This window comes from Kribbella steppae (assembly GCF_004342025.1).
Taxonomy (GTDB): domain Bacteria; phylum Actinomycetota; class Actinomycetes; order Propionibacteriales; family Kribbellaceae; genus Kribbella; species Kribbella steppae.
This window is the reverse complement of the sequence record NZ_SLWN01000012.1, coordinates 1-24802: the sequence shown is the minus strand read 5'-3', so window position 1 is coordinate 24802 and position 24802 is coordinate 1. Positions and strand designations below refer to the sequence as shown.

General features: G+C 66.7%; 25 protein-coding genes and 1 pseudogene. 11 read left to right on the top strand and 15 right to left on the bottom strand.

The annotated features are described in order from the left end of the window. Positions 1–5: 5 nt before the first annotated feature. From EV652_RS30925 to EV652_RS30915, 3 genes are all read right to left on the bottom strand, one after another. Positions 6–1412, bottom strand: coding sequence for a helix-turn-helix transcriptional regulator (locus EV652_RS30925; RefSeq protein ID WP_132212813.1), 1407 nt, complete (start codon positions 1410–1412; stop codon positions 6–8). A gap of 136 nt (positions 1413–1548) precedes the next feature. Further along, positions 1549–2931 carry a DUF7125 family protein gene (locus EV652_RS30920; RefSeq protein ID WP_132212812.1) on the bottom strand — a complete coding sequence of 461 codons (1383 nt, stop codon included), beginning with the start codon at positions 2929–2931 and terminating at the stop codon, positions 1549–1551. Then, a complete protein-coding gene (locus EV652_RS30915; RefSeq protein ID WP_132212811.1) occupies positions 2928–3593 on the bottom strand; it encodes a response regulator in 666 nt (221 codons plus the stop codon). The genes EV652_RS30920 and EV652_RS30915 overlap by 4 nt, the downstream gene beginning before the upstream one ends. Before the next feature lie 348 nt (positions 3594–3941). Between EV652_RS30915 and EV652_RS30910 the strand changes: the two genes are divergently transcribed. The 9 genes from EV652_RS30910 (at position 3942) to EV652_RS30870 (ending at position 11000) form a co-directional block, all read left to right on the top strand. Beyond that, positions 3942–4412, top strand: a complete 471-nt coding sequence (locus EV652_RS30910; protein ID WP_132212810.1) for an Hsp20/alpha crystallin family protein — start codon at positions 3942–3944, stop codon at positions 4410–4412. A 30-nt stretch (positions 4413–4442) separates the two neighbouring features. Beyond that, positions 4443–4880, top strand: a complete 438-nt coding sequence (locus EV652_RS30905; RefSeq protein ID WP_242002116.1) for a hypothetical protein — start codon at positions 4443–4445, stop codon at positions 4878–4880. A 101-nt stretch (positions 4881–4981) separates the two neighbouring features. Continuing rightward, a complete protein-coding gene (locus tag EV652_RS30900; protein ID WP_132212809.1) occupies positions 4982–5896 on the top strand; it encodes a PrsW family intramembrane metalloprotease in 915 nt (304 codons plus the stop codon). Beyond that, a complete protein-coding gene (locus EV652_RS30895; protein WP_132212808.1) occupies positions 5893–7416 on the top strand; it encodes an MFS transporter in 1524 nt (507 codons plus the stop codon). The genes EV652_RS30900 and EV652_RS30895 overlap by 4 nt, the downstream gene beginning before the upstream one ends. A gap of 47 nt (positions 7417–7463) precedes the next feature. After that, complete coding sequence (locus tag EV652_RS30890) at positions 7464–8540, top strand: mechanosensitive ion channel family protein (protein WP_158441286.1); 1077 nt, start codon at positions 7464–7466, stop codon at positions 8538–8540. 4 nt (positions 8541–8544) lie between these two features. After that, positions 8545–8895 (top strand): hypothetical protein, encoded by a 351-nt coding sequence (locus EV652_RS30885; RefSeq protein ID WP_132212806.1) that lies wholly within the window; start codon positions 8545–8547, stop codon positions 8893–8895. Further along, positions 8885–9136 (top strand): cation:proton antiporter regulatory subunit, encoded by a 252-nt coding sequence (locus tag EV652_RS30880; protein ID WP_132212805.1) that lies wholly within the window; start codon positions 8885–8887, stop codon positions 9134–9136. Before EV652_RS30885 ends, EV652_RS30880 begins: the two co-directional genes overlap by 11 nt. Before the next feature lie 20 nt (positions 9137–9156). Continuing rightward, positions 9157–10425, top strand: coding sequence for a cation:proton antiporter (locus EV652_RS30875; RefSeq protein WP_242002115.1), 1269 nt, complete (start codon positions 9157–9159; stop codon positions 10423–10425). Between the two features lie 125 nt (positions 10426–10550). Further along, positions 10551–11000, top strand: a complete 450-nt coding sequence (locus tag EV652_RS30870) for a DUF1931 family protein (RefSeq protein ID WP_132212804.1) — start codon at positions 10551–10553, stop codon at positions 10998–11000. Positions 11001–11020: 20 nt separating this feature from the next. Here EV652_RS30870 and EV652_RS30865 read toward each other — a convergent pair whose 3' ends face one another. The 8 genes from EV652_RS30865 to EV652_RS30830 all read right to left on the bottom strand — a co-directional run bounded on the left by EV652_RS30865 (position 11021) and on the right by EV652_RS30830 (position 20135). Next, entirely contained in the window at positions 11021–11437 is a 417-nt protein-coding gene (locus EV652_RS30865; RefSeq protein WP_132212803.1) for a DUF2267 domain-containing protein, read from the bottom strand. A 308-nt stretch (positions 11438–11745) separates the two neighbouring features. Beyond that, entirely contained in the window at positions 11746–12009 is a 264-nt protein-coding gene (locus EV652_RS30860; protein ID WP_132212802.1) for a UBP-type zinc finger domain-containing protein, read from the bottom strand. Continuing rightward, a complete protein-coding gene (locus tag EV652_RS30855; protein ID WP_132212801.1) occupies positions 12006–12452 on the bottom strand; it encodes a thioredoxin family protein in 447 nt (148 codons plus the stop codon). Before EV652_RS30855 ends, EV652_RS30860 begins: the two co-directional genes overlap by 4 nt. A 557-nt stretch (positions 12453–13009) precedes the next feature. After that, on the bottom strand, positions 13010–13690 hold the full coding sequence (locus EV652_RS30850) for a BON domain-containing protein (RefSeq protein WP_132212800.1): 681 nt from the start codon (positions 13688–13690) through the stop codon (positions 13010–13012). Between the two features lie 283 nt (positions 13691–13973). Then, a complete protein-coding gene (locus EV652_RS30845; RefSeq protein WP_132212799.1) occupies positions 13974–16616 on the bottom strand; it encodes a bifunctional transaldolase/phosoglucose isomerase in 2643 nt (880 codons plus the stop codon). Then, the gene (gene tkt / locus EV652_RS30840; RefSeq protein ID WP_132212798.1) at positions 16613–18661 is read right to left on the bottom strand and encodes a transketolase; all 2049 of its coding nucleotides are present in this window, start codon (positions 18659–18661) and stop codon (positions 16613–16615) included. Before tkt ends, EV652_RS30845 begins: the two co-directional genes overlap by 4 nt. Before the next feature lie 340 nt (positions 18662–19001). Further along, positions 19002–19211, bottom strand: a complete 210-nt coding sequence (locus tag EV652_RS30835; RefSeq protein WP_199238488.1) for a DUF2905 domain-containing protein — start codon at positions 19209–19211, stop codon at positions 19002–19004. A 369-nt stretch (positions 19212–19580) separates the two neighbouring features. Continuing rightward, entirely contained in the window at positions 19581–20135 is a 555-nt protein-coding gene (locus EV652_RS30830) for a hemerythrin domain-containing protein (protein WP_158441285.1), read from the bottom strand. A gap of 395 nt (positions 20136–20530) precedes the next feature. On the opposite strand from EV652_RS30830, the gene EV652_RS30825 reads away from it, so the two are divergent. Further along, positions 20531–21067, top strand: coding sequence for an Hsp20/alpha crystallin family protein (locus EV652_RS30825; protein ID WP_199238487.1), 537 nt, complete (start codon positions 20531–20533; stop codon positions 21065–21067). Positions 21068–21336: 269 nt separating this feature from the next. On the opposite strand, the gene EV652_RS30820 is transcribed toward EV652_RS30825, so the two are convergent. Next, a complete protein-coding gene (locus EV652_RS30820) occupies positions 21337–21765 on the bottom strand; it encodes a barstar family protein (RefSeq protein WP_132212796.1) in 429 nt (142 codons plus the stop codon). Between the two features lie 129 nt (positions 21766–21894). Here EV652_RS30820 and EV652_RS30815 point away from each other — a divergent pair, with 129 nt between their 5' ends. After that, the gene (locus EV652_RS30815; protein WP_242002114.1) at positions 21895–23310 is read left to right on the top strand and encodes an NAD(P)/FAD-dependent oxidoreductase; all 1416 of its coding nucleotides are present in this window, start codon (positions 21895–21897) and stop codon (positions 23308–23310) included. Here the strand turns inward: EV652_RS30815 and EV652_RS45015 are convergent. The 3 genes and pseudogenes from EV652_RS45015 to EV652_RS30805 form a co-directional block, all read right to left on the bottom strand. Continuing rightward, positions 23263–23466 carry a hypothetical protein gene (locus EV652_RS45015; protein WP_206752103.1) on the bottom strand — a complete coding sequence of 68 codons (204 nt, stop codon included), beginning with the start codon at positions 23464–23466 and terminating at the stop codon, positions 23263–23265. The two genes, EV652_RS30815 and EV652_RS45015, sit on opposite strands and share 48 nt — an antisense overlap. 2 nt (positions 23467–23468) lie before the next feature. Beyond that, positions 23469–23783 (bottom strand): annotated as a pseudogene (locus tag EV652_RS46245) (zinc-binding dehydrogenase); the annotation flags it as partial. A gap of 42 nt (positions 23784–23825) precedes the next feature. After that, complete coding sequence (locus tag EV652_RS30805) at positions 23826–24299, bottom strand: hypothetical protein (protein ID WP_132212795.1); 474 nt, start codon at positions 24297–24299, stop codon at positions 23826–23828. Positions 24300–24802: the final 503 nt, after the last annotated feature.

Below are 24802 nucleotides of genomic sequence, written 5' to 3'. Positions count from 1 at the left end.
TGGGGTCATCGGCGGGATCGCCGATCCCGTTCGCGGTTGACAGACGCGCGCGTCAGGTCCACGCGGCACCGGATACCGAGCTTTCGATACACCTTTCGCAGATGGAATGAGACGGTGTGCGGCGAGAGGAAGATCCGCGCCGCCACCTCGCGGTTGGTCAGCCCCTGAGCCACCAGTTCGGCTACCGTCCGCTCGGTACCGGTCAGAGCGTCCCACCCCTCGGCGGCACGCTGCGGCCGACCGGCACATTCATCAGCCCATCGCAACGGCCGGCGCATCTTCACGCGGCTCCGTACGGCTGAGCTCTCGCTGTGCCGGTCGATCATCGGGGTTGCAGCCACGGCTTTGGAGAACCGAGGCGCCCCAGCTACCTGACTGCGCAGCGCGAGACGCACAGCCGCGGGAACGCGATCAGCCACCGACTGCCGGACGAGGTCGTGGTGGAACGCCAGCACATCCTTCTCGACGGTGATGAGCAGGTCGGCCGCGACGATCTCGTGAAGAGGCCGCCGTACTTGCTCGTTCGGCCACCCGAGCACGTCGGCCAGGTCGTCCACAGCGAATGACCGATCCAAGGACGCGGCGACATCGAGGAGATGGCGCGCCGTGGGGCTGAGCCGCATGATCCAGTCGTGGACGACTTCCCGCACGTGCGCCGGCGGCTGCCCGGCCAGCAACTGTGCCCGGCCACCGGCGATGGCCACGCCGCCCTCGTCTCGCAGTCCGTCCAGGAGTGCTCTGACAAGTAGCGGATTCCCCGCCGCACCGTGCGCCATGGCCAGCAGGTCGGTGTCCGGTCGCGCTCTGAGCACGTCGGCGATGACATCGGTAACGGCATCGTCCGCCAAGGGTCCTAGTTCGATCCGACACGCTCCCAGGTGCTCCCACTCACCGAACAGCCAGTCGATCGGGGGGTCTCGCACGGCCATCCGACGTACGAGCACCCATCCGATGGGGTACTCCGCCAACCATGATGGTAACGCTCTCAACGCCGTGATGGTCGTCGAGTCGGCCCACTGAGCGTCATCCAACGTGATGCAGACCGGGCCTCGTGCGGCCAGCTTCCCGGTGTGTACCGCCAGTTCTTCAAGGCACGCGAGCATCCGCTCTTGGCTGGCCGATTCACGGACCTGCGTGACGCCCGGTGGCGCCAGGTCCAGCCCGGCGAACAGCGGCGCCAGCGGCAGAGGCCGCGGCATCTCGTCAGCATGAGCCCTCGCGAGGCTGAAACCATGGTGCGTCGCCTGGTCCTCGGCCGCGGCGAGAAGTCGGGTCTTCCCGATGCCCGGCGCACCGTCCACCAGCAGGATCGCGCCATGTCCGGTCGCCGCGGAGTCGAGAAGGTTGGCTACCGACTTCAGTTCTCCCACCCGGCCCCGAAGACGATCCGTCGAAGGCCGTTGCGTGTACATGGGAGCTCTTCCCTCTCACTCATCGTCCGCGGCGCGGTACATCTGAGACTCTCTCGGCTGACCGGTGTTCCGCCAGGGTTGTCGAGGAAGTGCCGAAGGCAACTACATCTGCCTAGCACCCTGGCCAGCCCCAAAGTCACTCAGTGGCGGGCTCGGGAACGAGCATGATCCCATCGGCGGTGATCTCGAAGTCCTTGACTCCGGACTCGTGGTCGGTGGCCCGTGTCTTCAGCACCGTGAGCGTGCGCGACATCACCCCGGCTACACGTCTGTATTGCAGCAGTACGACGTTGTCGGCCAGGTGCGACACCGCCACGTCCGAGAGTCTGGACACCCCGAACAGCTCAGGGAGCTCATAGGTCATCATCAGGCTCGTGCCGTAACGCGACGACCTGTGTAGCAGGGAGTAGAGGTACTCCCTGAAGCGCACCTGATCAGGCGCCGCGACCTGCAGGTCTGCGAGGCTGTCCAGGAGGACCCTGCTGGCCCCGGTGGTCTCGATCATGTCCAGGAGCTCGTACACCCACTGGTCCACGTTGAGATCGACGGGGCTGCGGTACATGAGTATCAGATTGTCGGCCTTCACAGACCAGCCGAACTGCGCCGCCGTTCGCTCCAGCTGCGACGGATGCTCCTGCATCGTCGCGATGATCGCGCGTTCGCCCTGGTTGACGGCATGGAAGACGAAATGCAATCCCATCAGTGTCTTCCCTATTCCGGTGGGTCCCGCCACCAGGGTCGACGCCCCCGACCAGTAGCCGTCCTCGAGCATGTCGTCGAGCGCCTGGATACCGGACGGAACCCGCTCACCGCGCAGTTCGTAGTCCCTCGAATCTGCAGGGTCGGCGAGTCGGGGATAGACCGTGATGCCCTCGTCCGAAAGGCGGTAGGAGTGCGTCCCGGACAGGAAGCCACCGCCGCGGAGCTTGTGTACCTGGAGAACCCGGGACGTGCGTTCGGCGGAACGAACGCTTTTCAGCGCGATGATCGCATCGGCCACAGCGAACTCGGGAGAGCGCTGGATCTCGTCCTCCTGGTACTCGCCGACCCACATCGAGGTCGCGGGGAAGGCGCTCAGCATGCCGGCGAGATCGTGAAGGAACGGGCGAAAGCCACCACTCCGGCCGGCGTAGGGATGCATCGCCTTGAAGCTGTCGATCACGATCATCGCAGGCTGCCTGACTCGGATGAGCTCGCGCACGCGGTCGAGAACTCCCTGCAGGCCTTGGTCACGGAGGATTGTCCCGAGGTCCTCGTACCAGATGCTTCGCCCGACTGCGGTCGGGTCGAAGAACGACAGCGTCTGACCGTACCTCAGGAGCTTCTCCAGCGGCTCGGAGACCGTCGACAGGTACAGGGCCGGCAGTTCAGGGGTGGCGTTGGCGAACACCCACTGCTGCGCGACTATCGTCTTACCGGCACCGGGGGCGCCCATCACCAGGACGATCGCGTTGCGGGGCAGTCCGCCACCAAGGACGACATCGAGCGGATCCGACCCAGAGGTCATTCGGTCGTTCATGGGCTGGATTCCGCAGCGGAGCCCGAGCGCAGGTAGGCGCTCTGTCCCAGCAGGTCCCGGACGACAGACACCAGTCGCAGCGGCTCGAGTGGTTTCTTCAGAAAAGCGGCTGCGCCGGCCTCCAGCGCCTCATCCCGGAGATCGAGCGTGGAGATCGCCAGCACCGGAACATCGAATTGCCGGCGCAACTGGGCGCAGAGCCGGAGTCCCTGTGCGCCGGAGATCAGCAGATCGATCAGTACGAGATCCGGAGTCTTCCGTACGACTTCAGCCACCGCCTGCTCGGCCGTGGAGATGACCGTGACGCCGTACCCTTCCGTCCGCAGGAAGTAGTCGGAGAAGTCGGCGGCGAACGGGTCCTGCTCGGCCACCAGGACAAGCAGGCCGTCGCCGTCCGGGATTCTTGCAGTCTCCAGTGGTACGCCGCTGGCCAAGCGGCGCTGCAGCAGCCGGTATGCGTCGCCGACCGACATCCCGTCCGACAATCGGTCACCGACGAAGCGCAGTTGCTCCACTTGCAGTCGCGAGTACAGGCGGTGACCGCCCGGGCTCCGCTCGGGCACCACGACCCCGTACCGGTCCTCCCACGTCCGCAGCGTCGCCGCCGGGATGCCGAGCATCCGCACGAGGGCCCCGATGCTGTAGACGGGCTGATCAGCCATAGGACGAACGCATTCTCCCCGGTTGTACGACACGCGTTCTACCGGCGAACAACCGCCGGGCAGGCTCCTCGTGGCTGCATCCCTGTCTGGAGCACTAATCACTAGGCACGGACGCCTACTACCTGATCGGCAGATTACCCCAATCTCCCCGGAGCTCAGTCCGCCGTCCACGAGGAAGGGAGGGCGGCGGACTACAAGACTCCGGGATGACGATGCCAGGCCCTTCGACGAGACTCAGAGCCGTGCCACCGACGTCGGGCTGAACCGGCAACGGGTCGGCTACAGCCGGTCGCACCTACCAGACCATCTGATCAGTCGCTCCCCTGCCGGAGCACACAGGAGGCAGTCATGCTGATGCGATTCGATCCCTTCCGTGAACTCGCGTTCCGCGAGCTCGACCGGATGTCCCAGATGTTCGGCGAGCAGGGTGGCGCCCTTCAACAACGAACGATGCCGATCGACGCCTTCCGCGACGGCGACCGATTCATCATCCGCTTCGATCTGCCCGGCGTGGATCGCGACTCCATCGAGCTGACGGCGGAAAAGAACGTTCTCACCGTGCGCGCGGAGCGCACGTGGAAGCCCGGGGAGGGGCAGGATGTGGTCGCCGCCGAGCGCCCGCAGGGAGTTTTCACCCGCCAGCTGTTCCTCGGCGACAGCCTCGACGTCGACCGGATCACCGCGACCTACGACCAGGGAGTGCTGACGCTCGCCGTGCCGGTCGCCGAGCAGGCAAAGCCGCGCAGGCTCCAGATCACCGAGAGTGGTGACGCTCAGGAGAGCGCGGACCGTCAGCCCGCCATCAGCGCAACCCCGTGAGCTGAGCCGCGGCGAGACAGGAGGCGAACCGTGGAGCTGCAGTTGAAGGCCTGGGAGGTGCCGTTGCGGGTCAGCGCGGGTGCCTTCATCCTGAATTCCGGCTTGGCCAAGCTCAGCGCCAACGACGCCGCGGCGGCCAAGCAGACCCACGGATTCGCCGCCGGTGCGTATCCCGCCCTCCGCAGGCTCGATCCCCGATTGTTCGTGGGAGCCCTGTCGGCGGGAGAGATCGCACTCGGCACGGCGCTTCTGGTCCCCGTGGTGCCGCCCGCTCTCGTCGGCGCAGGCCTGACCGCGTTCGCCGGCGCCCTCCTCGGCCTGTATCTGCGTACCCCAGGTCTGCGCCAGGAGGGCAGCCTCCGTCCGACCGATCAGGGCATCCCGATCGCGAAGGATGTCTGGCTCCTTGCCATCGGGCTGGCGTTCGTCGTGGACGATGTCCGCGACCGGGTGCGCGGCAAGACGTGAACCGGGTGTCCGCTCATGATCCGATTGCCGGCCCGGCGCACATGACGTCCGCGTCGCGACGCATCCGCGAGCACGTCAGCGTGCGGTGAGCGGGGAGACTGATGACTGTCACAACCGGTAGATCGGCACATCGACGCGGCCGCGGTCAGTGGGTACAGATCCTTGTAGCTGGCTTCACGCTGTGGCTCACCAGCCTCGTCGTCACGCTGCTGACTGCCAACGCCAACCTGGTACCCACGCTGATCCTGCTCGGCAGTTTTCTGATCCCCGTCACGTTCGTCGCCTGGTCGTTCGAAAGGTGGCGGGACGCGCACCTCACCGCCGAGCTCATCGTCAAAGCCTTCCTGGTGGGCGGACTGCTGGGTGTGCTGGCCGCAGCCGTGCTGGAGACCTACCTGCTGGAGCCCTCCCCGTTGTTGTTCCTCGGCGTCGGCCTGATCGAGGAGGCTGCCAAGCTCGGCGCTCTCATCTTCGTCACCCGCCACCTCGCGCAGCGCCATGGCCGGGACGGATTCGTGCTTGGTGCCGCGGTCGGCTTCGGGTTTGCGGCGTTCGAGTCGGCCGGGTACGCGTTCAACGCCTTGCTGACCGTCAAGGGCCTGTCGTTGACGGCTCTTGTCGAGACCGAACTGGTGCGTGGCGTGCTGGCGCCGTTCGGACACGGGCTGTGGACGGCGATCCTCGGTGGAGTGCTGTTCCGGGAAGCGCGTGCGGGTCGGTTCCGCTTCAATCGTGTGGTTCTGCTCATGTATCTGTGGGTCGCGGTGCTGCACGCATTGTGGGACTACACACACAGCATCGCGCTAGCGCTCACGTTCGTGCTCACCGGCACGTCGTGGCAGTACGAGCTGCTCTCCAGGGGCTATTTGCCCAGGCCCACCTCTGAGCAGGTGCACGTGTTCACGGTGCTCTCCATCGGCTTCCTCGCTCTGGTGTCGCTGCTGGGCATCGCCACTCTCTGGGCTACTTGGCGAAGGACGCGACCCGAGAAGGCGCATGAGGCGGTCCTGCCATGACGACTTCCGGAAACGTGCAGCCTGCGCCAGGTCCGATCCGGAGCAGTGTGCCGGCCCGCCTCGACCGGCTCCCCTGGACGAGATTCCACTGGCGAGTGGTCATCGCGCTCGGGATCACCTGGGTGCTGGACGGCGTGGAGATCACCATCGCGGGCACGATCGCCGATCGTCTCCGCGACCAGGACAGTCTGGCGTTCTCCTCCTCGCAGGTGGGCCTGGCGGCGAGTCTCTATCTGCTCGGCGAGGTGTTCGGTGCGCTGGTGTTCGGCCGGCTGACCGACAAGCTCGGCCGCCGCAAGCTCTTCATCGCGACCCTCGGCGTGTACCTGCTCGGGAACACCCTCACCGCGTTCTCGATGAACTTCTGGTTCTTCGCCGCCACCCGGTTCATCGCTGGAGCCGGCATCGGCGGTGAGTACGCCGCGATCAACTCCGCCATCGACGAACTGATCCCCGCGAAGTACCGCGGCCGAACGGACCTCGCGGTCAACGGCACCTACTGGCTGGGCGCGATGATCGGCGCCGCGGCGAACCTCGCCTTCCTCAACGAGGACCTCTTCGGGGTCAACCTCGGCTGGCGGATCGCTCTTCTCATCGGACCCCTGATCGGCGTGATGATCTGGCCATTGCGGCGCCACCTCCCGGAGAGTCCGCGGTGGCTGCTCACACACGGGCGGGCCGACGAGGCAGAGCGCATCGTCGGCGAGATCGAGCGGGACGCCGAAGCGAAGGGCATCGAACTGCCACCCGTCGGCGAGGACAGCGTCATCGTGATCAGGCCGCGGGGAACGGTCAACTACCGCGAGCTCGCGCGCGTGGTCCTCCGCGACTACCGCCGACGTTCGCTGGTCGGCTTGACACTCATGGTGACGCAGGCCTTCCTCTACAACGCGATCTTCTTCACCTATGCGTTGATCCTCGCCGACTTCTATGGCATCCAGGGCGGCGCGGTGGCGTACTTCATCTTCCCGTTCGCTCTCGGCAACCTGCTCGGACCGATCCTCCTCGGCCGTTACTTCGACACGATCGGCCGACGGGTGATGGTCGGCGGCACCTACGCACTGTCCGGACTGCTGCTGTTCGTCACCGGCTGGCTCTTCAACGACGGCGCGCTCACCGCGATCACGCAGACGATCCTGTGGTGCGTCATCTTCTTCTTCGCCTCGGCGGCCGCGTCGTCGGCGTACCTGACCGTGAGCGAGATCTTCCCGATCGAGTTGCGAGCGCAGGCGATCTCCTTCTTCTTCGCTCTGGCAGTGCTCGTCGGCGGAGTCGTCGCACCATGGCTGTTCGCAACGCTGATCGGTGACGGCGAGGACCGGGGAGGCGTGTTCCTCGGCTATACCTTCGCGTCGATCCTGATGATCATCGGTGGTCTCGTCGAGTTCGTCTGGGGCGTCAATGCCGAGCGGCGGTCGCTGGAGGCCGTCGCTACACCGCTGTCCGCCCGCGCGGCGACCGCCGCTGCTGAGAGCGGCCTCACGGGTGGACTCACGGCACACGTTCGCCGCGGGCCTTGAGCATGGACCGAGGGTTTGTACAGCCGACGCTCACCCTGATCATAGCGGTGGCTGTAGCTTGGCTGGCGGATTTTGCTGCCGAGCGATTGGTACGCCGCAAGAAACTCCGGTCAGCGGCCACCGTGTGGTCGTCGCTCGAGAAGCGTTGTCGGCGTCCGTTCCGGATCACTCTGATCATCGTTGCGATTCTCATAGCGCTGCCGTACGCGGGACAAGGCGGGACTCTCGTACTGGTCGGGCGGCACGTCCTCGTCCTCGCTCTGATCGCCGCCGTCCTGTGGCTGCTCATTCAATTGAGCGGCGTCTTCGAAGACATCACCGTCGCGCGGTTCGACATCGGCATCAGCGACAATCGGCGGGCTCGCAAGATTCGAACGCAGGTCGTCCTGCTCCGCAGGATAACGATCGCGACCCTCGTCGTCGTGGCCGTCGCCACTGCGTTCATAACCATCCCGTCGGCACGTTCTGTCGGCGCGAGCTTCCTCGTCTCGGCCGGTGTGCTCAGTGTTGTCGTAGGTCTCGCTGCGCAGACGACGCTCGGCAACCTGCTGGCCGGATTGCAGATCCTCCTCACCGACCCGATCCGCATCGACGACGTCGTCGTCGTGAACGGCGAATGGGGTCGTATCGACGAGATCACCCTGACCTATGTCGTAGTCCGCACCTGGGACAACCGGCGGCTTATCCTGCCGATCTCGTGGTTCACGACCAACGTGTTCCAGAATTGGACGCGGCACGAGGCAAGAGTGATCGGCAGCATCGTGCTGCACGTCGACTTCAGCGTGCCCGTCGAGGAACTCCGGGCCGAGATGTACCGCTTCGTCCGGGAGTCACCACTGTGGGATGGCCAGGACTGGGTGCTGCAGGTCGTGGACACGACCCCGTCCACGATGGTCGTCCGCGGGCTGGTGAGCTCCGCTGACGCGCCCAGCAACTGGGATCTGTGCTGCGAGGTACGCGAGAACCTCCTGATGTTCGTGCAAGCGCGTTACCCGGACGCGCTGCCGAAGGTGCGCGCCGACGTTGTCGAATCCGCCAGACCGCTCCACTTCCCGAGCACGGACAGGGCGCGCGGCTTCGGCCGGGACGATCGATCGACAGCGGAGCAGGAATTGGGACAGTGATCTGATGGGCGTCAAGCTGAACGACCGCGCCTACGCGCACGCGCGCAGGCTCATCACCGACGGCGGGTTTGTCCTGGACGACCGGGACGACTGGAGTGAGCACCGACCGACAACCGAGATCGAGAACAAGTTCATCCAGGAACACGGAATGGCGGACTACCAGAAGTGGTACCTCGGAGTCGACGACGAACAGGATGAAGACACGAAGGGTCGGTACAAGTTTCCGTACGGCGACTTCACGAATGTTCACCGATGCGCAGTGCTTTCGGCCGAATCACGCGCCGGGCAGTACAAGTACTTCGACATCGAGGTCGCGTTCGCACACCTGCACGGGATGCTCGACAGTGCGCGTTAAGGAGACTCTGCTTCCCGGCGTCGGCATCTGCTACGAATTTCGAACCGCCGCCGGCCGGCAGGTCGGTGTGGTGGCTCGCCGGGACGGGACGACCGAACTGGTCGTCTATGCCGAGGACGATCCGGAGTACGTCGCGGAGTCGGTGATGCTGCAACCGGATGAGCGGGCGACGCTTGTCGAACTGCTGACGGCGCCGCCCGGGCCGTCAGAACCCCTGGGGCGTATCCACCGCCCGATCTAGGTCCTTGACCGAGGCGCCCCGTGAACGCAGACCCAGGCGTGTGGCTGGCAGCCGGGGCGGCCGATGCAGTCGGCCAGGACCTGCTCGAACTCGGGGCTGTGTTCTTCGGGCTTGGGCTGCTGGGCATGGTCGCCCACCGGTTCGGTCTGTCGCCCGTCCCCCTGTATCTCGTCGCGGGGCTGGCGTTCGGCGACCACGGCCCGCTCCCTCTCGCCGCCGGCGAGAGGTTCATCGACGTCGGCGCGGAGGTCGGTGGTGTCTTGCTGCTGCTGAGCCTCGGACTCGAGTACTCCGCTACCGAACTGGTCGCCGGTGTACGTCAGCAACTGCCCTCCGGACTCGTCGACCTCGTTCTCAACGCCACTCCGGGCGCAGCACTCGCCCTCCTGCTCGGTTGGGGACCGGTCGCTGCCGTAGCCCTCGCCGGCGTGACGTACGTGTCCTCGTCGGGCATCATCGCCAAGCTCATCGCAGACGTCGGGCACCTCGGAAACCGGGAGACACCGGTGGTGCTGAGCCTGTTGGTGTTCGAAGACCTCACGATGGCCGTCTACCTGCCGATCCTCACCGCCCTGCTTCTCGGTCTCGGCTGGGTGAGTGCCGCCACCAGCATGTTCGTCGCACTGGGAGCCGTCGTCGCGTCCTTCTTCGTCGCGCTGCGATTCCCGCAGGCGGTCGCGCGGATGATGTTCTCGCCCAACGACGAGGTGCTGCTGCTCCGAGTACTGGGACTGGCACTGCTCGCGGCCGGCTTCGCCCAGCAGTTGAACGCCTCGGCTGCCGTCGCGGCGTTCCTGGTCGGGCTGAGCCTGTCCGGAGAGATCGCCGAAGGTGCGTATACCCTGCTCCGGCCGCTGCGCGACCTGTTCGCGGCCGTCTTCTTTCTCTTCTTCGGACTCCGCATCGACCCCGCCACCATCCCCGAGGTCGCCCCTCTCGCCGGCTTGCTCGCCGTCGTCACGGCGGTCACGAAGATCGCCAGTGGCTGGTGCGCGGGTCGGCGATCCGCGCTCACCCCGCGCGGGCGACTGCGGGTCGGGATCGCGCTGATCCCTCGCGGCGAGTTCTCCATCGTCATCGCAGGGCTCGCTGCGACGACCAGCCTGGATGCCCGGTTCGGAGCACTGGCCGCGGCCTACGTCCTCATCCTGGCCGTCGCAGGACCGCTGGCGGTGCGGATGGCCGAGCTGCAGCTCACCACTCACCGCCGCAGGGCTGTCAGATCTCAGCGAGCGAGGAGGGGCGGCGCGGCCGACCCGCCGGCTGAACGAGAGGACCGCGAAGGCTAGGTTTCAGGCGACGGTTCTACACGTTTGCGTGGTGACGCGGACAGCTCGTCGCGGCAGCATGACGAAGGTGGAGTGGTTGCGTCGAACCGCTCGGTCGGAGAGCGCCCGCACCAAGAGGAGACGGCATGACGGTCATGGCTGTGCACAGGTTCGAGCGCTTCTTCCGCGCCGCAGCGGGTCTGGACGTCGACAAGGATGACCTCAAGCGTTACAACGACTTCGTCAGCGACAAACTCCGCGATCTCCTCGTGATCGGCCAGGGCACGGCGAAGGCGAACGGCCGGGACATTCTCCAACCGCGCGACCTGCCGATCACCATGGGCTTGCAGCAGAGCATTCACGTGTTCCGGGAGTTCGACGAGGAGATCGAGCTACAGCCGATCTTGGCGCAGCTCGCGACATGGCCGCCGCTCGACGTGACTGTCAGCGTGGACACCGAATCCCGGTTGCCCGAAGTGGTGGGAGGGCTGAGCGTCGCACTCGCTCGCACCATCAAGGTCATCGACCCCGATGTAAAGAATCCGCAGACAGCACACTGGGAAGTCGCCTTCCGCATCTTCGGCCTGCTGCTCTAGCTGCACTGGCAGACGATCCGCTACGCCAGAGCGGCCGCCAGATCCCTCGGCATGCTGGACATGATGTCGTCCCATTCTCCATCGGTCACGTGGCGTCTCAGAGCCTGCAGGACGGTGTGAACCAGCGGCTCAACGCCGCCCTCGACCTCGTAGCGGAACTCCTGCCGCACCCGTTCCAGGAACTGCTCCTTGTTCATCTTCACAGGCACGTTGCTAGGGTCCCACCCGTCGAAGTACATTCCGCGGACCAGCAGCGGAAGCTGGGCCGCGAGCTGAGCTGACTCGTCCACCGTCAGCCGGTCGCGCAGCGAGTGCAGGACCGCCCTCAGCGCAGCATACGACTGGTTGCGGCGCTCCTTGGGCCAGTCATAGGCCTTCTCGATGTCCTTCAGGATCCTGTTCGTCTTCTCCACCGTGGTGCTGAACGTGTCGCTCATCCCGTGATCCCCTCTCGTACTGGCCCTTCAAAGAGCCTCGGACTGGGGCGAGAACAACACATCCCCGAATCGCGCAGTCGGGAGCTGGGCGTGCCCTCGAGGATCAGCGCGCATGGTGGTTTGCTGCGAGGGCGCACCACCCCTCCCCCGACGGACGGCCCGGAGGGTGGCCACGGCGAGCCTGCCGACCTCGCCGTCCCGCGTCCTACGACGGGTGCGGTACCTGTGTAGCTCGGTGAGGTGGGCTTCGTCGCGCCGCGGGTGGACGCCGTACGGGTCAGGGGTCTCGGCCGGTTCGGCCGCGTCGGTCACGCGTAGGCCTCATGGACGTAGCACCAGCGCCAGTCCTCGCCCGGCTGAAACGACTGGACGATCGGGTGCCCTTGGAACACCGCGTGCGCGCGGGCGTGCCGCATCGGCGAGGAGTCGCAGCACCCCACGTGACCGCAGGTCAGGCAGAGCCGCAGATGCACCCAGGCGGTGTGCAGCCGCAGGCACTCCTCGCAACCCTCCGGGGTGCGTGGCGCAACCGGACGGATCAGTGCCAGGTGCGGGTCCACGCCCCTGTTCACGACGCCACCTGGCCGGTCACCGCATCCTCCAGCCACTGCCGCAGTACGGCGGCCGGCGCGGCGCCGGCCTGGCGCGCGACCACCTGCCCGCCGCTCAACAGAATCAAAGTGGAGTTCGCCTGGGTCTCGAACCGTTGCGATACTGCGGGCGCGTCGCCGGCGTTGACTTTCACCAGCTTCAGCTCACCGGCCTTCTCGGTCGCGAGCTTCTCGAGCACCGAGCTGACGAACCGCCAGGGTGAGCACCAGGGCACCCAGAGGTCCACCAGCACCGGCACGGTGGCGGTGTCGGCGATGTGACCGAAGTCGCCGTCGCCGGCGTCCACGACCCACGGCAGCGGCAGCCGGCAGTTGCCGCAGCGCGGTGCGCCCTTCGCCGCCGCCGGGACACGGTTGCGGCGCTGGCACCTCGGACATGTGACGAGCTTCGGCGCGGCTGTCATCTCAGCTCCGTCCCGACCTAGCACACGACCGCCTGCTCGGGTCCACCGTCGCGAGTGGCTGCGGGCTGCATCCCCGGGAACGAGTGGTATCCGGGCGCAGGCCGTAGCGGAAGGTGGAACACCAGCCCCGTCACACCGGATTGAGGTGGCATAGCAGGGTCTCCGATGGATGCAGAACCCACGTGTCAACGACGGCTGAGCCCTCCCGAGACGTCGACGCTGTCCGACGGCAACCCGGCGCTGGCCGGGAACTGGAAGGACCTGTTCAGAGCAGCCTCTTGGAGGCTCCGCCCGCCCAACATCCCGTACCCAGGTCGTTCTTCCGCGCCGGTCTCGGGGCGGCGTGCCGTCCAGAGCAATGCTCACGTATTCGGAGGCGTGAGCTGGCCTTCGTGGCGGTGCTTCCAGTCCGCACACCATGTTGTCCACCTTCGCGAGGTCTCCCGCGAGTTCGGCGCCAACACGCGACTGGCGTCGACCCGGCTGATCGTCAAGCGGATGAGCAGTTGTCGTGAGCTGTGGCACACGAAACCGAGCGGTGGTGCAGGGCGGTTCGGCTAGTACGCGCGCACAGTGATCTGGTTGTCGACCGAGGCCACTCCGGGCGCGGACCAGGCCACTCGCTCCGCCTCCCTCCTCTCAGCCCATGAGCGGACGGTTCCCTTCAGGATGACCCTGTCCCCATGCACCTCAGTCGTGATCCGTTCGGCGTCTGTCTCGGCGCTGCGCACGAGGGCGTCCTCGATCCTCCTCTTCAGCTCGTCCGGTGATGGCTTGACCCGTGGTGTGACCTTGATGAGGTTGCTCACCCCACGCACGCCCGACAGGCGGCGAACAGCCCGCTCCGCGTCGTGCTTCTGGAACTGCCACTCGACTTCACCACGAAGAGTGACCCAACCTTTGGATACCGTGACGTCAATCTTCTCGATCGGCACCAACGCGTCCCATTCCAGCGCGCGGGTCGCGGCTGCTGCGATGTCTGCGTCGGTACGCTCGGCAGAACTCGGAAGCCGAACCTCGATTTCGTTGGCGACTGCTGCCACCCCACGCAGACTGTGCGCTGCCCGCTCTGCCGCCCACTTCTTCGTGTAGGAATCCACCCATCCCGTCAGGACCACGACGCCATCCTTCACCGCGACGCCGATCTCGTTGGGCTGAACGCGGGCTTCCCACTTGAGTTCGTCCAGGACCTCCCGCTGGATCTCCTCATCGCTGACCGTTGCCGTTGCTGTCCCCATTGGTTACTTCCTCCTGGCTGATCTCGTTCTGATGCTGTGCAGACGCATGCCAACCGATCCGGTTTCGACCTTCGCTCCTATTCGTTCCCGCTACCGGCGGCTCACGCCTTGGCAACCTCGACGGTGAGGGCTTGCCGGGATCAGCGGCCTCTTCGCGAACGGTTCCACCTGTACGGCGGGCAAGCATCCCCCGAATGCGTAGTCCGCACCGTTGCCCTGGGGACGTGCTCTTGCCTTGGTGAAAGTATTGGGGCGTCGGCGAGCTGCGGTCGTCGGGCAGAGGTCACAGAGTGGCCTCCTCCAGCGCGCGAAGGGTCGTCCGGGCCACCCGGCGACCCAGCCGGCGCAGGGCCAACTGGTCTCCGAGCACCTGGGCAGCGAGCAGCTCTCCGAAGCTGAAGGGGCGGCCGGGAATGGGCAGATCGAGCTCGCACGTTTCGTCGACCACCTGGATGAACAGCCCGCTGTCCGGGCCTCCCTTGTGCAGCTGGCCGGTGGAGTGGAGGTAGCGGGGGCCGAAGCCGAGGGTTGTGGCCACGTGCTTCCGGTCCCGGATCGCCAGTCGGATGCGCTGGAGCCGATCCGTGTTCGCCGGGGTGGGGTCGATGTAGGCCAGCAGGGCGACGTAGTCGCCTCGACCGAGGCTGCCCAGTGGGCCGTTGAGATCGTCGAGCCCGGGGTCGTCGTCGAGGCGGCGTTCCTTCAGGATGTGTAGTGCGGCCTTCTTGGCCTCCGCCACGTTCGGCTGGTCGAAGGGGTTGACGCCGAGCACGTGGCCGGCCACGGCGGTGGCGAACTCCCAGCGGAAGAACTCAGCCCCTAGGCGCTCCGGACCCGAGACCCGCAGCCGGGCGACGGGGTGTCCCGCCGCGGCGAGATCGGACAGCCCGTCCACGTCGCCGAGTGCCACGAACAGGCGATCAGGACCGTAGCTGCCGACCCCCCCGAGCTCCTCGTCGACCACCGGAACGATCCCGGTACCTTCCTTGCCCGTGGACTCCGCTACGAGTTGCTCCGCCCAGGCGCCGAAGGGCGCCAGATCAGCGGCGAGTATCAGCGTGAGCTTGTCTCGTCCGGCCCGGGCAGCCTCCCCCATCAGCGCCCCCAGCCAGAGCCCAGGGTTCTCCGAGCCGGCCACGTATCGGTCGCAGGCACAGGCCATCTCGGCACCGGCCTCGAGGATCGCTGCGACGTCGGCGCCGATCAAGGCTGCGGGCAGAAGCCCGAAGACGGACAGCGCCGAATAGCGGCCGCCGACGTCAGGAGGGTTCAGGAAGACCGCCCGGAACCCCCGCCGCCGCGCCAGCGCCTCAAGAGGGCTGCCGGGGTCGGTGATCGCCACGAACTGCTCTCCGCGACCGGTCTTCGCAAAGAAGTAGTCGCAGTGGCAGAGTGTCTCCACCGTGCCCCCGGACTTGGAGCTGACGACCACGAGCGTGTGCTCGAGATCGCGAGAGCGCTCGACGGCGGCGATCGCGCGCGGATGCGTGCTGTCGAGGATTGTGAGGTCGACTCCGCCCGGCGCAACGCCGAGCACCCGGCGATACACCTCCGGAGCGAGGCTCGATCCTCCCATGCCGAGCAGCAGGGCTTGCGTGAACCCGTCGGCTCTCACCTGCCTCACGAACGCCTGGAGCTCGCCGGTCCGTTCCGGCATCGTCTCGGGAAGGCCCAGCCAGCCGAGCCGATCGGAGATCTCGGTGGCGTCCGGCTTCCAGACAGTGTGGTCGCGGCTCCAGATCCGCGATGCCGTCTCGTTGCGGGCCGCGTCGTCCAGGCGCTTGGCCACAGTCGGCGCAAGAACACCGAGGTTTGTGGGGGTGTTCTGGCCGCGCAGCCTGGCCGGCTTCACCTTCGCTGCGATGGCGGCCAGCAGTTCCTCCATGTCGGCGGCGAAGCCGGCGAGCCCGTCCGCGAGCAGCCCCGCGGCGACATCCTCCAGGTCGATGCCGTGCTCACGGAGCAGCAGGAAGACTGCCTCTGCCTCGTCGAGATCCGCAAGGACCGTGAGCGGACGGACACATCCGTGGTCCCGGAACGCGTCGAGGGTGGACAGGGGCATCGTGTTCACTGTCGACGGGCCGATCAGCTCCTCGACGTAGCGAACGTCCGAGTACGCTGGGTTCTTCGTCCCCGTCGATGCCCACAGGGGCCGCTGGACCCGTGCACCGGCGCGTGCCAGACGGTCCCATCGTGCGCCGGAGAACACGGTCAGGAATCGTTGGTAGGCCTGCTTGGCGTTCGCGATGGCAACCTGGCCCCGCAGCGGCGAGCCTTCGGGAAGCAGTCCGTCGATGGCGCTGTCAACCCGCGAGACGAAGAACGACGCGACGGAGGCCACCCGCTCGAGCTCCTGTCCAGCGGCCAGGCGGTGCTCGAGACCGGCGAGATAGGCCTCGGCCACGTCCTCGTAGGTCGCCACCGAGAACAGCAGGGTGATGTTCACATTCACCCCTGCGGCGGTGAGCTCCTCGACGGCGAGGATGCCCTCCGAGGTCCCCGGAACCTTGATCATGACGTTCGGCTTGTCGATGTGTTCCGCAAGATGCCGAGCCACGGAGACGGATCCGGGCGTGTCATGCGCGAGGCGCGGTTCCAGCTCGAACGACACGAACCCGTCATGCCCTTTGGTTTGGACGTACACGGGGCGCAGCACCTCCGCGGCTGCCCGGATGTCGGCCAGGGCCATCTGGTAGAAGATCTCACGAGGGTCGCGGCTTCCGTGCTCCACGAGTTGTTGAATCGGCTGCTCATAGTCAACGGACTCTGCGACGGCGCGACGAAAGATGGTCGGGTTCGAGGTAATCCCGCTCACGGCGTCTTCTCGCGTCAGGCGGGACAGCTCCCCGCTGGTCAAGAAGGTACGGCGGAGGAAGTCGACCCAGATGCTCTGCCCGGCCTCATGCAGGCGCTGCAGCGGGTTCATCGGGCCAGCGCCGCGTGGACGTGAGCAGCTATCTGGTCCGGTGTGATCCCGAAGGCTTCGAAGAGCTTGCCGGCGGGGGCCGACGCGCCGAAGCGGTCCACAGACGCCATGGCGTCCACCCAGGCGCACCAGCCCAGAGAGCGGCCCGCCTCAACGCCGAGGGTGAGTCGATCGGGCGGTAGTACCTCCTGCTGATAGGCGACCGGTTGTGCCTCGAACAGTTCCCATGACGGCATCGAAACCACCCGCGCCGAGATCCCCGAGGAGGCGAGCTGGGCTCGTGCGGCGAGCGCGACATGGACCTCAGATCCGCTCGCCACGAGCACGATGTCGTCGCCGTCGACGCGAACGTATGCCCCCTGCGCCACTGCACCGGGCGGTGGTGGCGGCAGAATGGGCACCTTCTGTCTCGTCAGGGCCAGGGCCGTGGGGCCGTGCCGGCGATCGATCGCCACCTGCCAGGCCGCTGCCGTCTCGTTGGCATCTGCTGGGCGCAAGACCACGAGGTCCGGGACTGCTCGCAGGGCGACCAGGTGTTCCACGGGCTGGTGAGTCGGTCCGTCCTCGCCGACGCCGATGGAGTCATGAGTGAACACGAAGACCACCGGCAGTCCCATCAGGGCGGCGAGCCTGATGGGTGGCCGCATGTAGTCGGAGAACACGAGGAACGTCGCACCGAACGGCCGGAGCCCGCCATGCGCGGCAAGGCCGTTGAGGACCGCCCCCATGGCGTGCTCCCGCACACCGAAGTGGAAGTTGCGTCCACCGAAGTCACGGCAGGAGACGTCGCCGAAACCCTCGAGGTAGGTGTCCGTAGAAGGCGCCAGGTCTGCCGAGCCGCCGACCATCTCCGGGATGGCGCCGGCCAGCGCGTTGAGCGCACGCCCCGACGCGGCTCGAGTGGCCATGTCCCCATCGGCGGTGAAGGACGGGAGGTTGCGTTCCCAGTCGCCGGGCAGCTCGCCCCGACAGGTCCGCTGAAACTCGGCGGCCAGCTCGGGATACTCCTCCCTGTACGCCGCGAAGCGTTCCTGCCACGCGGCATGCAGGGCCCGTCCGGGCGTTAGGACCGCGTCGTGAAACATCCTCCGCACCATGTCGGGCACCGTGAAAGGCTCCGCGTAGGGCCAGTCCAGATTCGCCTTCACCGCTCGGGCTTCGTCCGCACCGAGCGGGGCTCCGTGCGCCGCCGCCGTCCCGGACTTTGTCGGGGCGCCGTAGCCGATCACCGACCGCGCCATGACCAGCGACGGGCGGCTGGTTTCTGACCGCGCCGCGACGATCGCCCCCGCCAGACCGTCGAGGTCGTTCACCTCGGGTGCGGAGACGACGTGCCAACCGTACGCCTCGAAGCGCTTCTCGACCTGCTCGCAGAAGGCCAAGTCGGTGGATCCCTCGATGGTGATGTGGTTGTCGTCGTAGAACGCGATGAGCTTTCCCAACGGCAGGTTGCCTGCAAGGGACGCCGCCTCTGCCGACACTCCCTCCATGAGGTCGCCGTCCGAGCAGATCACGTAGGTGTAGTGGTCGACGATGTCGTGCCCAGCACGGTTGAAGCGCGCCGCCAGCAGTCGCTCTGCAATAGCCAGGCCGACGGCGTTCGCGAAGCCTTGCCCGAGTGGGCCGGTGGTCACCTCCACGCCCGCGGTGACACCCCGTTCGGGATGACCGGGACAGCGGGATCCCAGCCGGCGGAATCGTTTGAGCTCCGTCAGCGGGAGGTCGTAACCGCAGAGGTGCAGGAGCGCATAGAGGAGCATTGAGGCGTGGCCGGCTGAGAGCACGAAGCGATCCCGGTCTGGCCAGGTTGGATCAGTCGGATCGTGCCTCATGAACCGGGTGAATAGGAGGTGACCGAGAGGAGCCAGAGCCATGGGTGTCCCTGGATGCCCGGACCCGGCAGTCTCGACGGCGTCGATGGCAAGTGTCCGGATCGTGTTGATGCTCAGCTCGGCGAGGTCCTGGGCGCCGTGCTCCTGAGGAACGTTGTCACCGTGACTGTGGACGACCACGTCAGGCCGCAGCTCCTGCTCTTCGACCGCCATCTCGCCTCCTCGGACATCGTCGCTGTCCCCGGCGAGCGCTGGGATGCCTGCGACCGAACGCAAACCGCCAGGTCAGAGTCGCCCAGTCAGATTGCGCGTTGCGCGACGACGACCGCATCAGGGGATCGCGTGGTCCTCGACGCGCTCGCCTGCCAATCAGACAGACCTGCGCCTGCGCCTGCGTCTGCAGCGGGCCGTGAGTCTCTCGCCGCGAGAGAGGTGAAAGCGGATCGATCAGGCGGGTGGCCCCCGCTGTCGGTGAGGGCGCCATGGCGATGAGCTTCGGGCATGAGCATCTCAGGCGCGTCAGTGAGGGCTGGCCGAGAGACCAGCGCTGGAGTCATCGGCGGAATAGCGAGAGCAGAACTGTGATCACCACTGACACGATCAGCATCGAGGTGATCGGGATGTACACCTGCGTGCGCTCCCCGGTGATCCGAATATCTCCAGGCAACCGCCCGAACCATGACAGCGCGCCGGACCAGGCGAGGATGCCGAGCAACACGAGCGCGAGGCCGAGCATGACCAGCACTGGGCCAACGTCGCGCACGAAAACGCCTCCTGAACCTGACTCTCACGGTAACTGGCGGGCGAGTCCCACGGTGGGTTCACGCTCGACGGACTTCTCGTGGTGGTCCGTCCGACGGTCGAATTCCTCGACAGCCTCCTTCTGGTGTACTCGAACAGTCGCGCGCTGACATCCCGCAAGCAAGTGGCGCATCTGGACCGACTAGCCGACCGACCAGACCTGCCCGTTCGGCAACCGCCCCACAGCCGTCTACGCCTTCCCAACTCAGTCGACAACATCCGCGTTGCGCTGGCAGCGCTCGGAACCTTGTGAGCGAGATCTCCTACTGCTGAACCTGCGGCGGACCACAGTTGCTCGTCGCCGGTTCTGGAACATCAGGCGCGGGCTGACTCACTCGTCGGCGAGTTTGCGGAGGAGGTCTGCCAGGTCGTTCTCCGCCAGGTCTGCGAAGTCGGCCAGGCCGATGTTGGCGGCTTGCCGGCGCAGATCGGTCAGCCGGCGCTCACCGGGGCGTTCGCCGAAGTGGTGCTCCCGGCTGCGGATGAACGGCTCCGCGAGCTCAACCAGCTGATCCTCGGCGAGCCGGTCGCGCAGGGCGGGCAGGATCTCGGTCTCCTCGTGCCGGAAGTGGTGGTCGGTCCCGTCGGCGATGTCGGTCAGGATGGTGTCGAAGACCGCGTCGTCGGGATCGACGTGTCCCAGCCTGACCAGCAGGTCTTCGGTGCGGAGGTGTTCGCGCTGTCTCGAGCCGATTCCCTCCGCATCACCGGCGTCGCGTGCCCGCGGGTAGACCACGTCCTCCTCGGCGCGGTCGTGCGCGACCAGCAGGGTGGACAACACTGGGCGCAGCATGGGCCGGCGGTGCCGGTACCGGTCAAGCTGGTCGAACAGCCGCGCGATCTCCCGATGGTCCTGCTTGACGAGATCGATCAGGTCTTTGGTCATGCCCGTTCCTCCCTGCTGCGCTTGTCCGCCCACCTCGCCTGCCACAGGATGGAAAACTCGGCCGTACCTCGGCGGTGAGGTCATCGATCCCGACTGTAGGAGCCGAGCAGCCGCGCGCGGATCACAAGATCAGGTGGTTTCCTACCCGGCGTACCCAGGTTTCTGCCGGCGCGCACGAGGCAACGTGGTCGACCTGGTGCAGCAGCCGACGGCGACCTGTTCTTGAGCTACGACCCGAACATCCGGCCGTTCTCCTCCAGGACCGCGAGGCGGCGTGGCGCGACGTGCAGACAATCGCCGCCGGGGCCTGGCTGGTGAAGCTGTGCGAACCCAGTCACCACGCGGTCCGCCGCCGTTCATGGTCCCCGGATCAGACGACTGCGCGGACCCGGGATGTGGTGATCTGCCTCATCGTCGCAGCCTTAAACGTGCGGCCTGGCAATCCTGCCGGCCCGCACGAAGGAAGGGAGCAGAGGATGGCGCTGCCTGCACTACGCACCAGAACCGATGTCGCCCGCTGGGACACGGCGAGCGAGTTCGACCGGCTCACTCAGCAGTTGTCTCGGCTGTTCCAAGAGCAGTGGCCAGAATTGCCGTCGTTGCTCGGTTCGGCCGGCTTCACCCCTCTGGCCGACTTGGAGGAGACCGACGACGCCTATCTGCTGGAGGTCGAGCTGCCAGGCGTCAAGAAGAAGGACATCAACATCGACGTCGAAGACCGACGGATCGTGATCAGTGGTGAGCGCCCGGAACAGAAGCGGACCGGTTGGTTGCGCCGCCAGAACCGCTCGTGGGGGCGCTTCCGCTACGAGGTCGTCCTGCCGGATGCAGCGGATGAGGATGGCGTAGAAGCCACGCTCCAAGACGGGGTCCTTCAGGTGCGGGTGCCGAAGAGCTCCGCCGGTCAACGCCGCCACGTGGAGGTGAAGTAGGCGCAGCCGCACCGGGCTCGACGCCTGTCTCGCCACCGGACGGAGATGCGGGCCGCGGGCCGAGTGGCCCGCGGCCCGAGCCGATTCGGCTCAGCTGCGATGAATCGGCAGAAGCTATTCATGCGTAGGTCGGAGATCACATCCACGTGAACGGAGGCCTGGTCCGCGACGGCACCACCCTCGAGGTTCGTGGCCACGATGGTTTACCCCCCGCACATGGAGCGCCGGAGTACCGGCACAGTTCGGTCTGCCGACTTCGGCTGCCCGGCCTAGACGACCGGTACTTCGCTGACGAGGTCTGGTACGTCCTTCGCCTCGCGGAGGAACACGCGAAGCTGGCCCGACTCGTTGGCAACCTCTGCGAAGATCTGCAGCGCCAGGTCGACCGCGTCGTGGTCCTGGTCGAGCAGCTCCCGCCAGCCTTCCCACAGGACCAGCTCGGGCTCGCCGGTCGACCTGTCGCTGAGGGAGTCGGCCAGGGCATCCCAGTTCCGTCCGAACCAGCGCGGCAGGTCGAAGGCCGTCGCACAGACGTCGAGGAAGCCGGCCTTGTCGTGTACGCCGGTCGTGTCGAGCAGGACGAAGTTCCAGCCGGCGGCCGTCACGCCGCGGCGTACCTGCTCGGTGCTCAGGTCTGAACGCCAGCGGTACACGCCGGGCCGCAGCCCCTTGCTCAGCAACGCGCGCAGCTCAGTCATCCGTCGGTCCCCCGTCCGCCTGGATCCGGCGGGCGCGTACTCATGGTAGTCGCCCCCGATAACGCCGGGTTCGTCGAGATAACCCGGTGCCCGGCGACCCAACCCTCGGCGTACTGGGCGGCTACAACGGTGGGACTGCACCTCGTCGACGCGAATCGGTGTACAGGACTACGTGAAGTGGGGATGCGTCACGATCATTGTCTTGCCAGTCTCGCCGCCATGACATCAACCTCCCCACGCATCGTCATCGTCGGCGGCGGGTTCACCGGGCTGTTCAGCGCTCGCCAGCTCCAACGCCGGATCCGCCACGAGGCCGAGCTGCTTTTCGTGACCCCACGCAACTTCATGACATACCAGCCGTTCCTTGCCGAAGCAGCGACCGGGGCTATTGAGCCGCGCCACGTTGTCGTTCCCTTGCGCCGAGTGCTGCCCCGGGTAGAGGTGCTCAGCGCTCGGGCCACTCGAGTGGCTCACCGGGACCATCGCGTGACGGTCCAGCCGTCGGAAGGCCCTTCCTACGACATCTCGTACGACCACCTGGTGCTCGCAGTGGGCGCAGTCACACGTCTGCCGCCCGTTCCCGGCCTTGAGGAGTGCGGCATCGGCTTCAAGAGGGTGGAGGAGGCCATCGCCTTGCGCAACCACGTCCTCAGCAGGCTTGACCTCGCGGAAACGACGCGCGACGCGGAGGTACGCCGATGTGCCCTGACGTTCGTCGTCGTAGGAGGAGGCTTCGCCGGGATCGAGGCGCTCGGCGAACTCGAGGACATGACCCGCTCCGCTTGCCGCTACTACCGCCATGTGAGGCCCGCCGACCTCCGCTGGATGCTCGTAGAGCTCACCGGACGAATCCTTCACGAGGTCGGAGAGGATGTTGGCCGCCGCGCCGCCGCAGAACTCAGCCGACGAGGCATCGACCTGCGCCTGAACACCCGGGTGGAGTCCGCCGTCGACCGGCGGATCCGGCTCTCTGACGGCACCGAGCTCAACGCCGGCACGCTCGTGTGGACTGCAGGTGTGCACCCGCACCCGATGCTCCGCAGTACCGACCTGCCCCTCGATGAGAAGGGGCGTGTCCGGGTCGGAACGGACCTCCGCGTAGTCGGTACGGACGATGCGTGGAGCGCGGGCGACTGTGCCGCCGTTCCTGATCTCACGAACCGGGGACTGACGACCCCGCCCACGGCCCAGCACGCAATTCGCCAGGCCCGGCACCTCGCTGACAACCTCGTCGCAGTGCTCCGCGGAGAGTCCGTACGGCCCTATGCCCACCGGTACGCCGGCTCCATCGCGAGCCTTGGCCTCCACAAGGGAGTGGCCGAGCTGTACGGCATACAACTGCACGGCCTACCAGCGTGGGTGTTGCACCGTACCTATCACCTGACGCAGATACCGACCATCAACCGCAAGGTTCGCATCGGGTCGGACTGGGCGCTGGCGGCACTATTCCGTCGCGACCTGGTCTCGCTGGGTGGAGAACGCGAAACGAGCGACTCCTCAGAGGGGACGGACGTCGGACCACGCGAGCACGCCGCCGTGCACTGACCGCCGCAGCAGCGTGGGGGTCGAATAGGTGTCGACCAGCCCAGTCGTCGTGATGGCGATGCTGCGGATCCACAGCTGCTCGAGATGCAGCGTGACCGGCTTCCCGTGGACCCGACGTTGGCGACCCTGCCGCCGGGGCGGATGAGACTCGTACACAGCTCAAACGTGGCAGGCACCCCCACGGCCTCGATCGCAACATCGGCCCCCAGATCCTCGCTGAGGCTCTTGACAGCATCGAGTGGATCTTCCCTGCCGTTGTTCACGACGACAGTGGCGCCGAACTGCTTCGCCGCCTCCAAGCGGCTGTCGACCAGGTCGATGGCCACGATGGCTGCCGGCGCGAACAGTTGCGCACCCACGATGCCGGCGAGCCCGATGGGTCCCGCGCCGACCACCGCGACCACGTCACCCGGCTGGACACGGCCGTTGAGAACGCCTACCTCATAGCCGGTGGGCAGGATGTCGGCCAGCATCAGCACGTTCTGGTCGGAGAACGGTGCGGCTTCGGGCGCGCCTCAGGGTGCTCGGCCGTTTGTCCGGGGTGGAGCGAACGGGGCGAGATACGCTGCGGGCTCTTCGACGATCGCCTCGACCGCAGCCGCCCCTGCAACGCGGAACGAGAGGGTGACGGTGGCGACGCGACCGGCCCGAAGGTGCCTTTGCGGGTCTGGCAGGAGGATTCGGGGATTGCCGGGGCCGCCCAGGCGGATGACGGCGCCAGCCGCGATGCTGAGGTTGGGCTCGGCCCTCAAGGGCGTGACTGTGCCTGCTAGACCGTTCGCGTTTCCGGCCGTGACCGTCACCTCCCTCAGCACGTCAGGCGGCCCATAGTTGACAATGGTGGCAACAACACCGACGGCCCGGTCGTCGCTGGCCTTGACCGGCCTGACCGCCCGCACGTGGAGATCGCCGATGGTGACATCGCCGTAGTTGTGTTCCCGGCTGACGTCCGGCGGGTTGAGGGCAGCGCAGCCAGCCAAGAGCAGCATGCTAAACGCGACCTTGACCGCCGCCACGGCGCATCTGCGCAACGGCGGGCGCACTCGCGGCCCTGGCTGCGCATTAAGGCGGGCACAGGCAGCTGCTGGTCCGTGCGTGCTGGATACCAACGCGTGTTCGACTGCAACGTCAGCCATATCGCCACTCCTGCAAACGGATTGACGATTGATCATCGCCATGCGAAGGAGATGACACATCCCGTGTCCGTCTCGCCTTCGTCATCGTGGGACCGCGCCCGGCTACGCGGTCGCGGGATGTCGGGAGCCCCCTGCGCTCGCCATCATGAGACTGATCGGGTATCCCGATGTGGGAGTGGAGTGGAGCCACCCTGATCCGGCGGGCCGTGTGTGCTGGTCCCCGCACCCGCACCCGCGCACGGGCCGTCGTCTCGTGGGCGCACGCGTGCCTCAGGCAACCAGGAACCTCGGTGCTGCTTCGCAGAGCGCTGTGACGTCGCGGCCGGCCCACAGCACCGTGAAGTCCGGTCGTACCA

Coding starts and splice junctions, on each gene's coding strand:
- EV652_RS30855 (WP_132212801.1), bottom strand. CDS start 12,452: ATGACAGCCGCGCCGAAGCTCGTCACATGTCCGAGGTGCCAGCGCCGC.
- tkt (WP_132212798.1), bottom strand. CDS start 18,661: ATGGCGGTCGAAGAGCAGGAGCTGCGGCCTGACGTGGTCGTCCACAGT.
- EV652_RS30925 (WP_132212813.1), bottom strand. CDS start 1,412: ATGTACACGCAACGGCCTTCGACGGATCGTCTTCGGGGCCGGGTGGGA.
- EV652_RS30915 (WP_132212811.1), bottom strand. CDS start 3,593: ATGGCTGATCAGCCCGTCTACAGCATCGGGGCCCTCGTGCGGATGCTC.
- EV652_RS30830 (WP_158441285.1), bottom strand. CDS start 20,135: ATGACCAAAGACCTGATCGATCTCGTCAAGCAGGACCATCGGGAGATC.
- EV652_RS30895 (WP_132212808.1), top strand. CDS start 5,893: ATGACGACTTCCGGAAACGTGCAGCCTGCGCCAGGTCCGATCCGGAGC.
- EV652_RS30865 (WP_132212803.1), bottom strand. CDS start 11,437: ATGAGCGACACGTTCAGCACCACGGTGGAGAAGACGAACAGGATCCTG.
- EV652_RS30910 (WP_132212810.1), top strand. CDS start 3,942: ATGCTGATGCGATTCGATCCCTTCCGTGAACTCGCGTTCCGCGAGCTC.
- EV652_RS30850 (WP_132212800.1), bottom strand. CDS start 13,690: ATGGGGACAGCAACGGCAACGGTCAGCGATGAGGAGATCCAGCGGGAG.
- EV652_RS30870 (WP_132212804.1), top strand. CDS start 10,551: ATGACGGTCATGGCTGTGCACAGGTTCGAGCGCTTCTTCCGCGCCGCA.
- EV652_RS30885 (WP_132212806.1), top strand. CDS start 8,545: ATGGGCGTCAAGCTGAACGACCGCGCCTACGCGCACGCGCGCAGGCTC.
- EV652_RS30900 (WP_132212809.1), top strand. CDS start 4,982: ATGACTGTCACAACCGGTAGATCGGCACATCGACGCGGCCGCGGTCAG.
- EV652_RS30845 (WP_132212799.1), bottom strand. CDS start 16,616: ATGAACCCGCTGCAGCGCCTGCATGAGGCCGGGCAGAGCATCTGGGTC.
- EV652_RS30805 (WP_132212795.1), bottom strand. CDS start 24,299: ATGCTGCTCTTGGCTGGCTGCGCTGCCCTCAACCCGCCGGACGTCAGC.
- EV652_RS30920 (WP_132212812.1), bottom strand. CDS start 2,931: ATGAACGACCGAATGACCTCTGGGTCGGATCCGCTCGATGTCGTCCTT.
- EV652_RS30820 (WP_132212796.1), bottom strand. CDS start 21,765: ATGACTGAGCTGCGCGCGTTGCTGAGCAAGGGGCTGCGGCCCGGCGTG.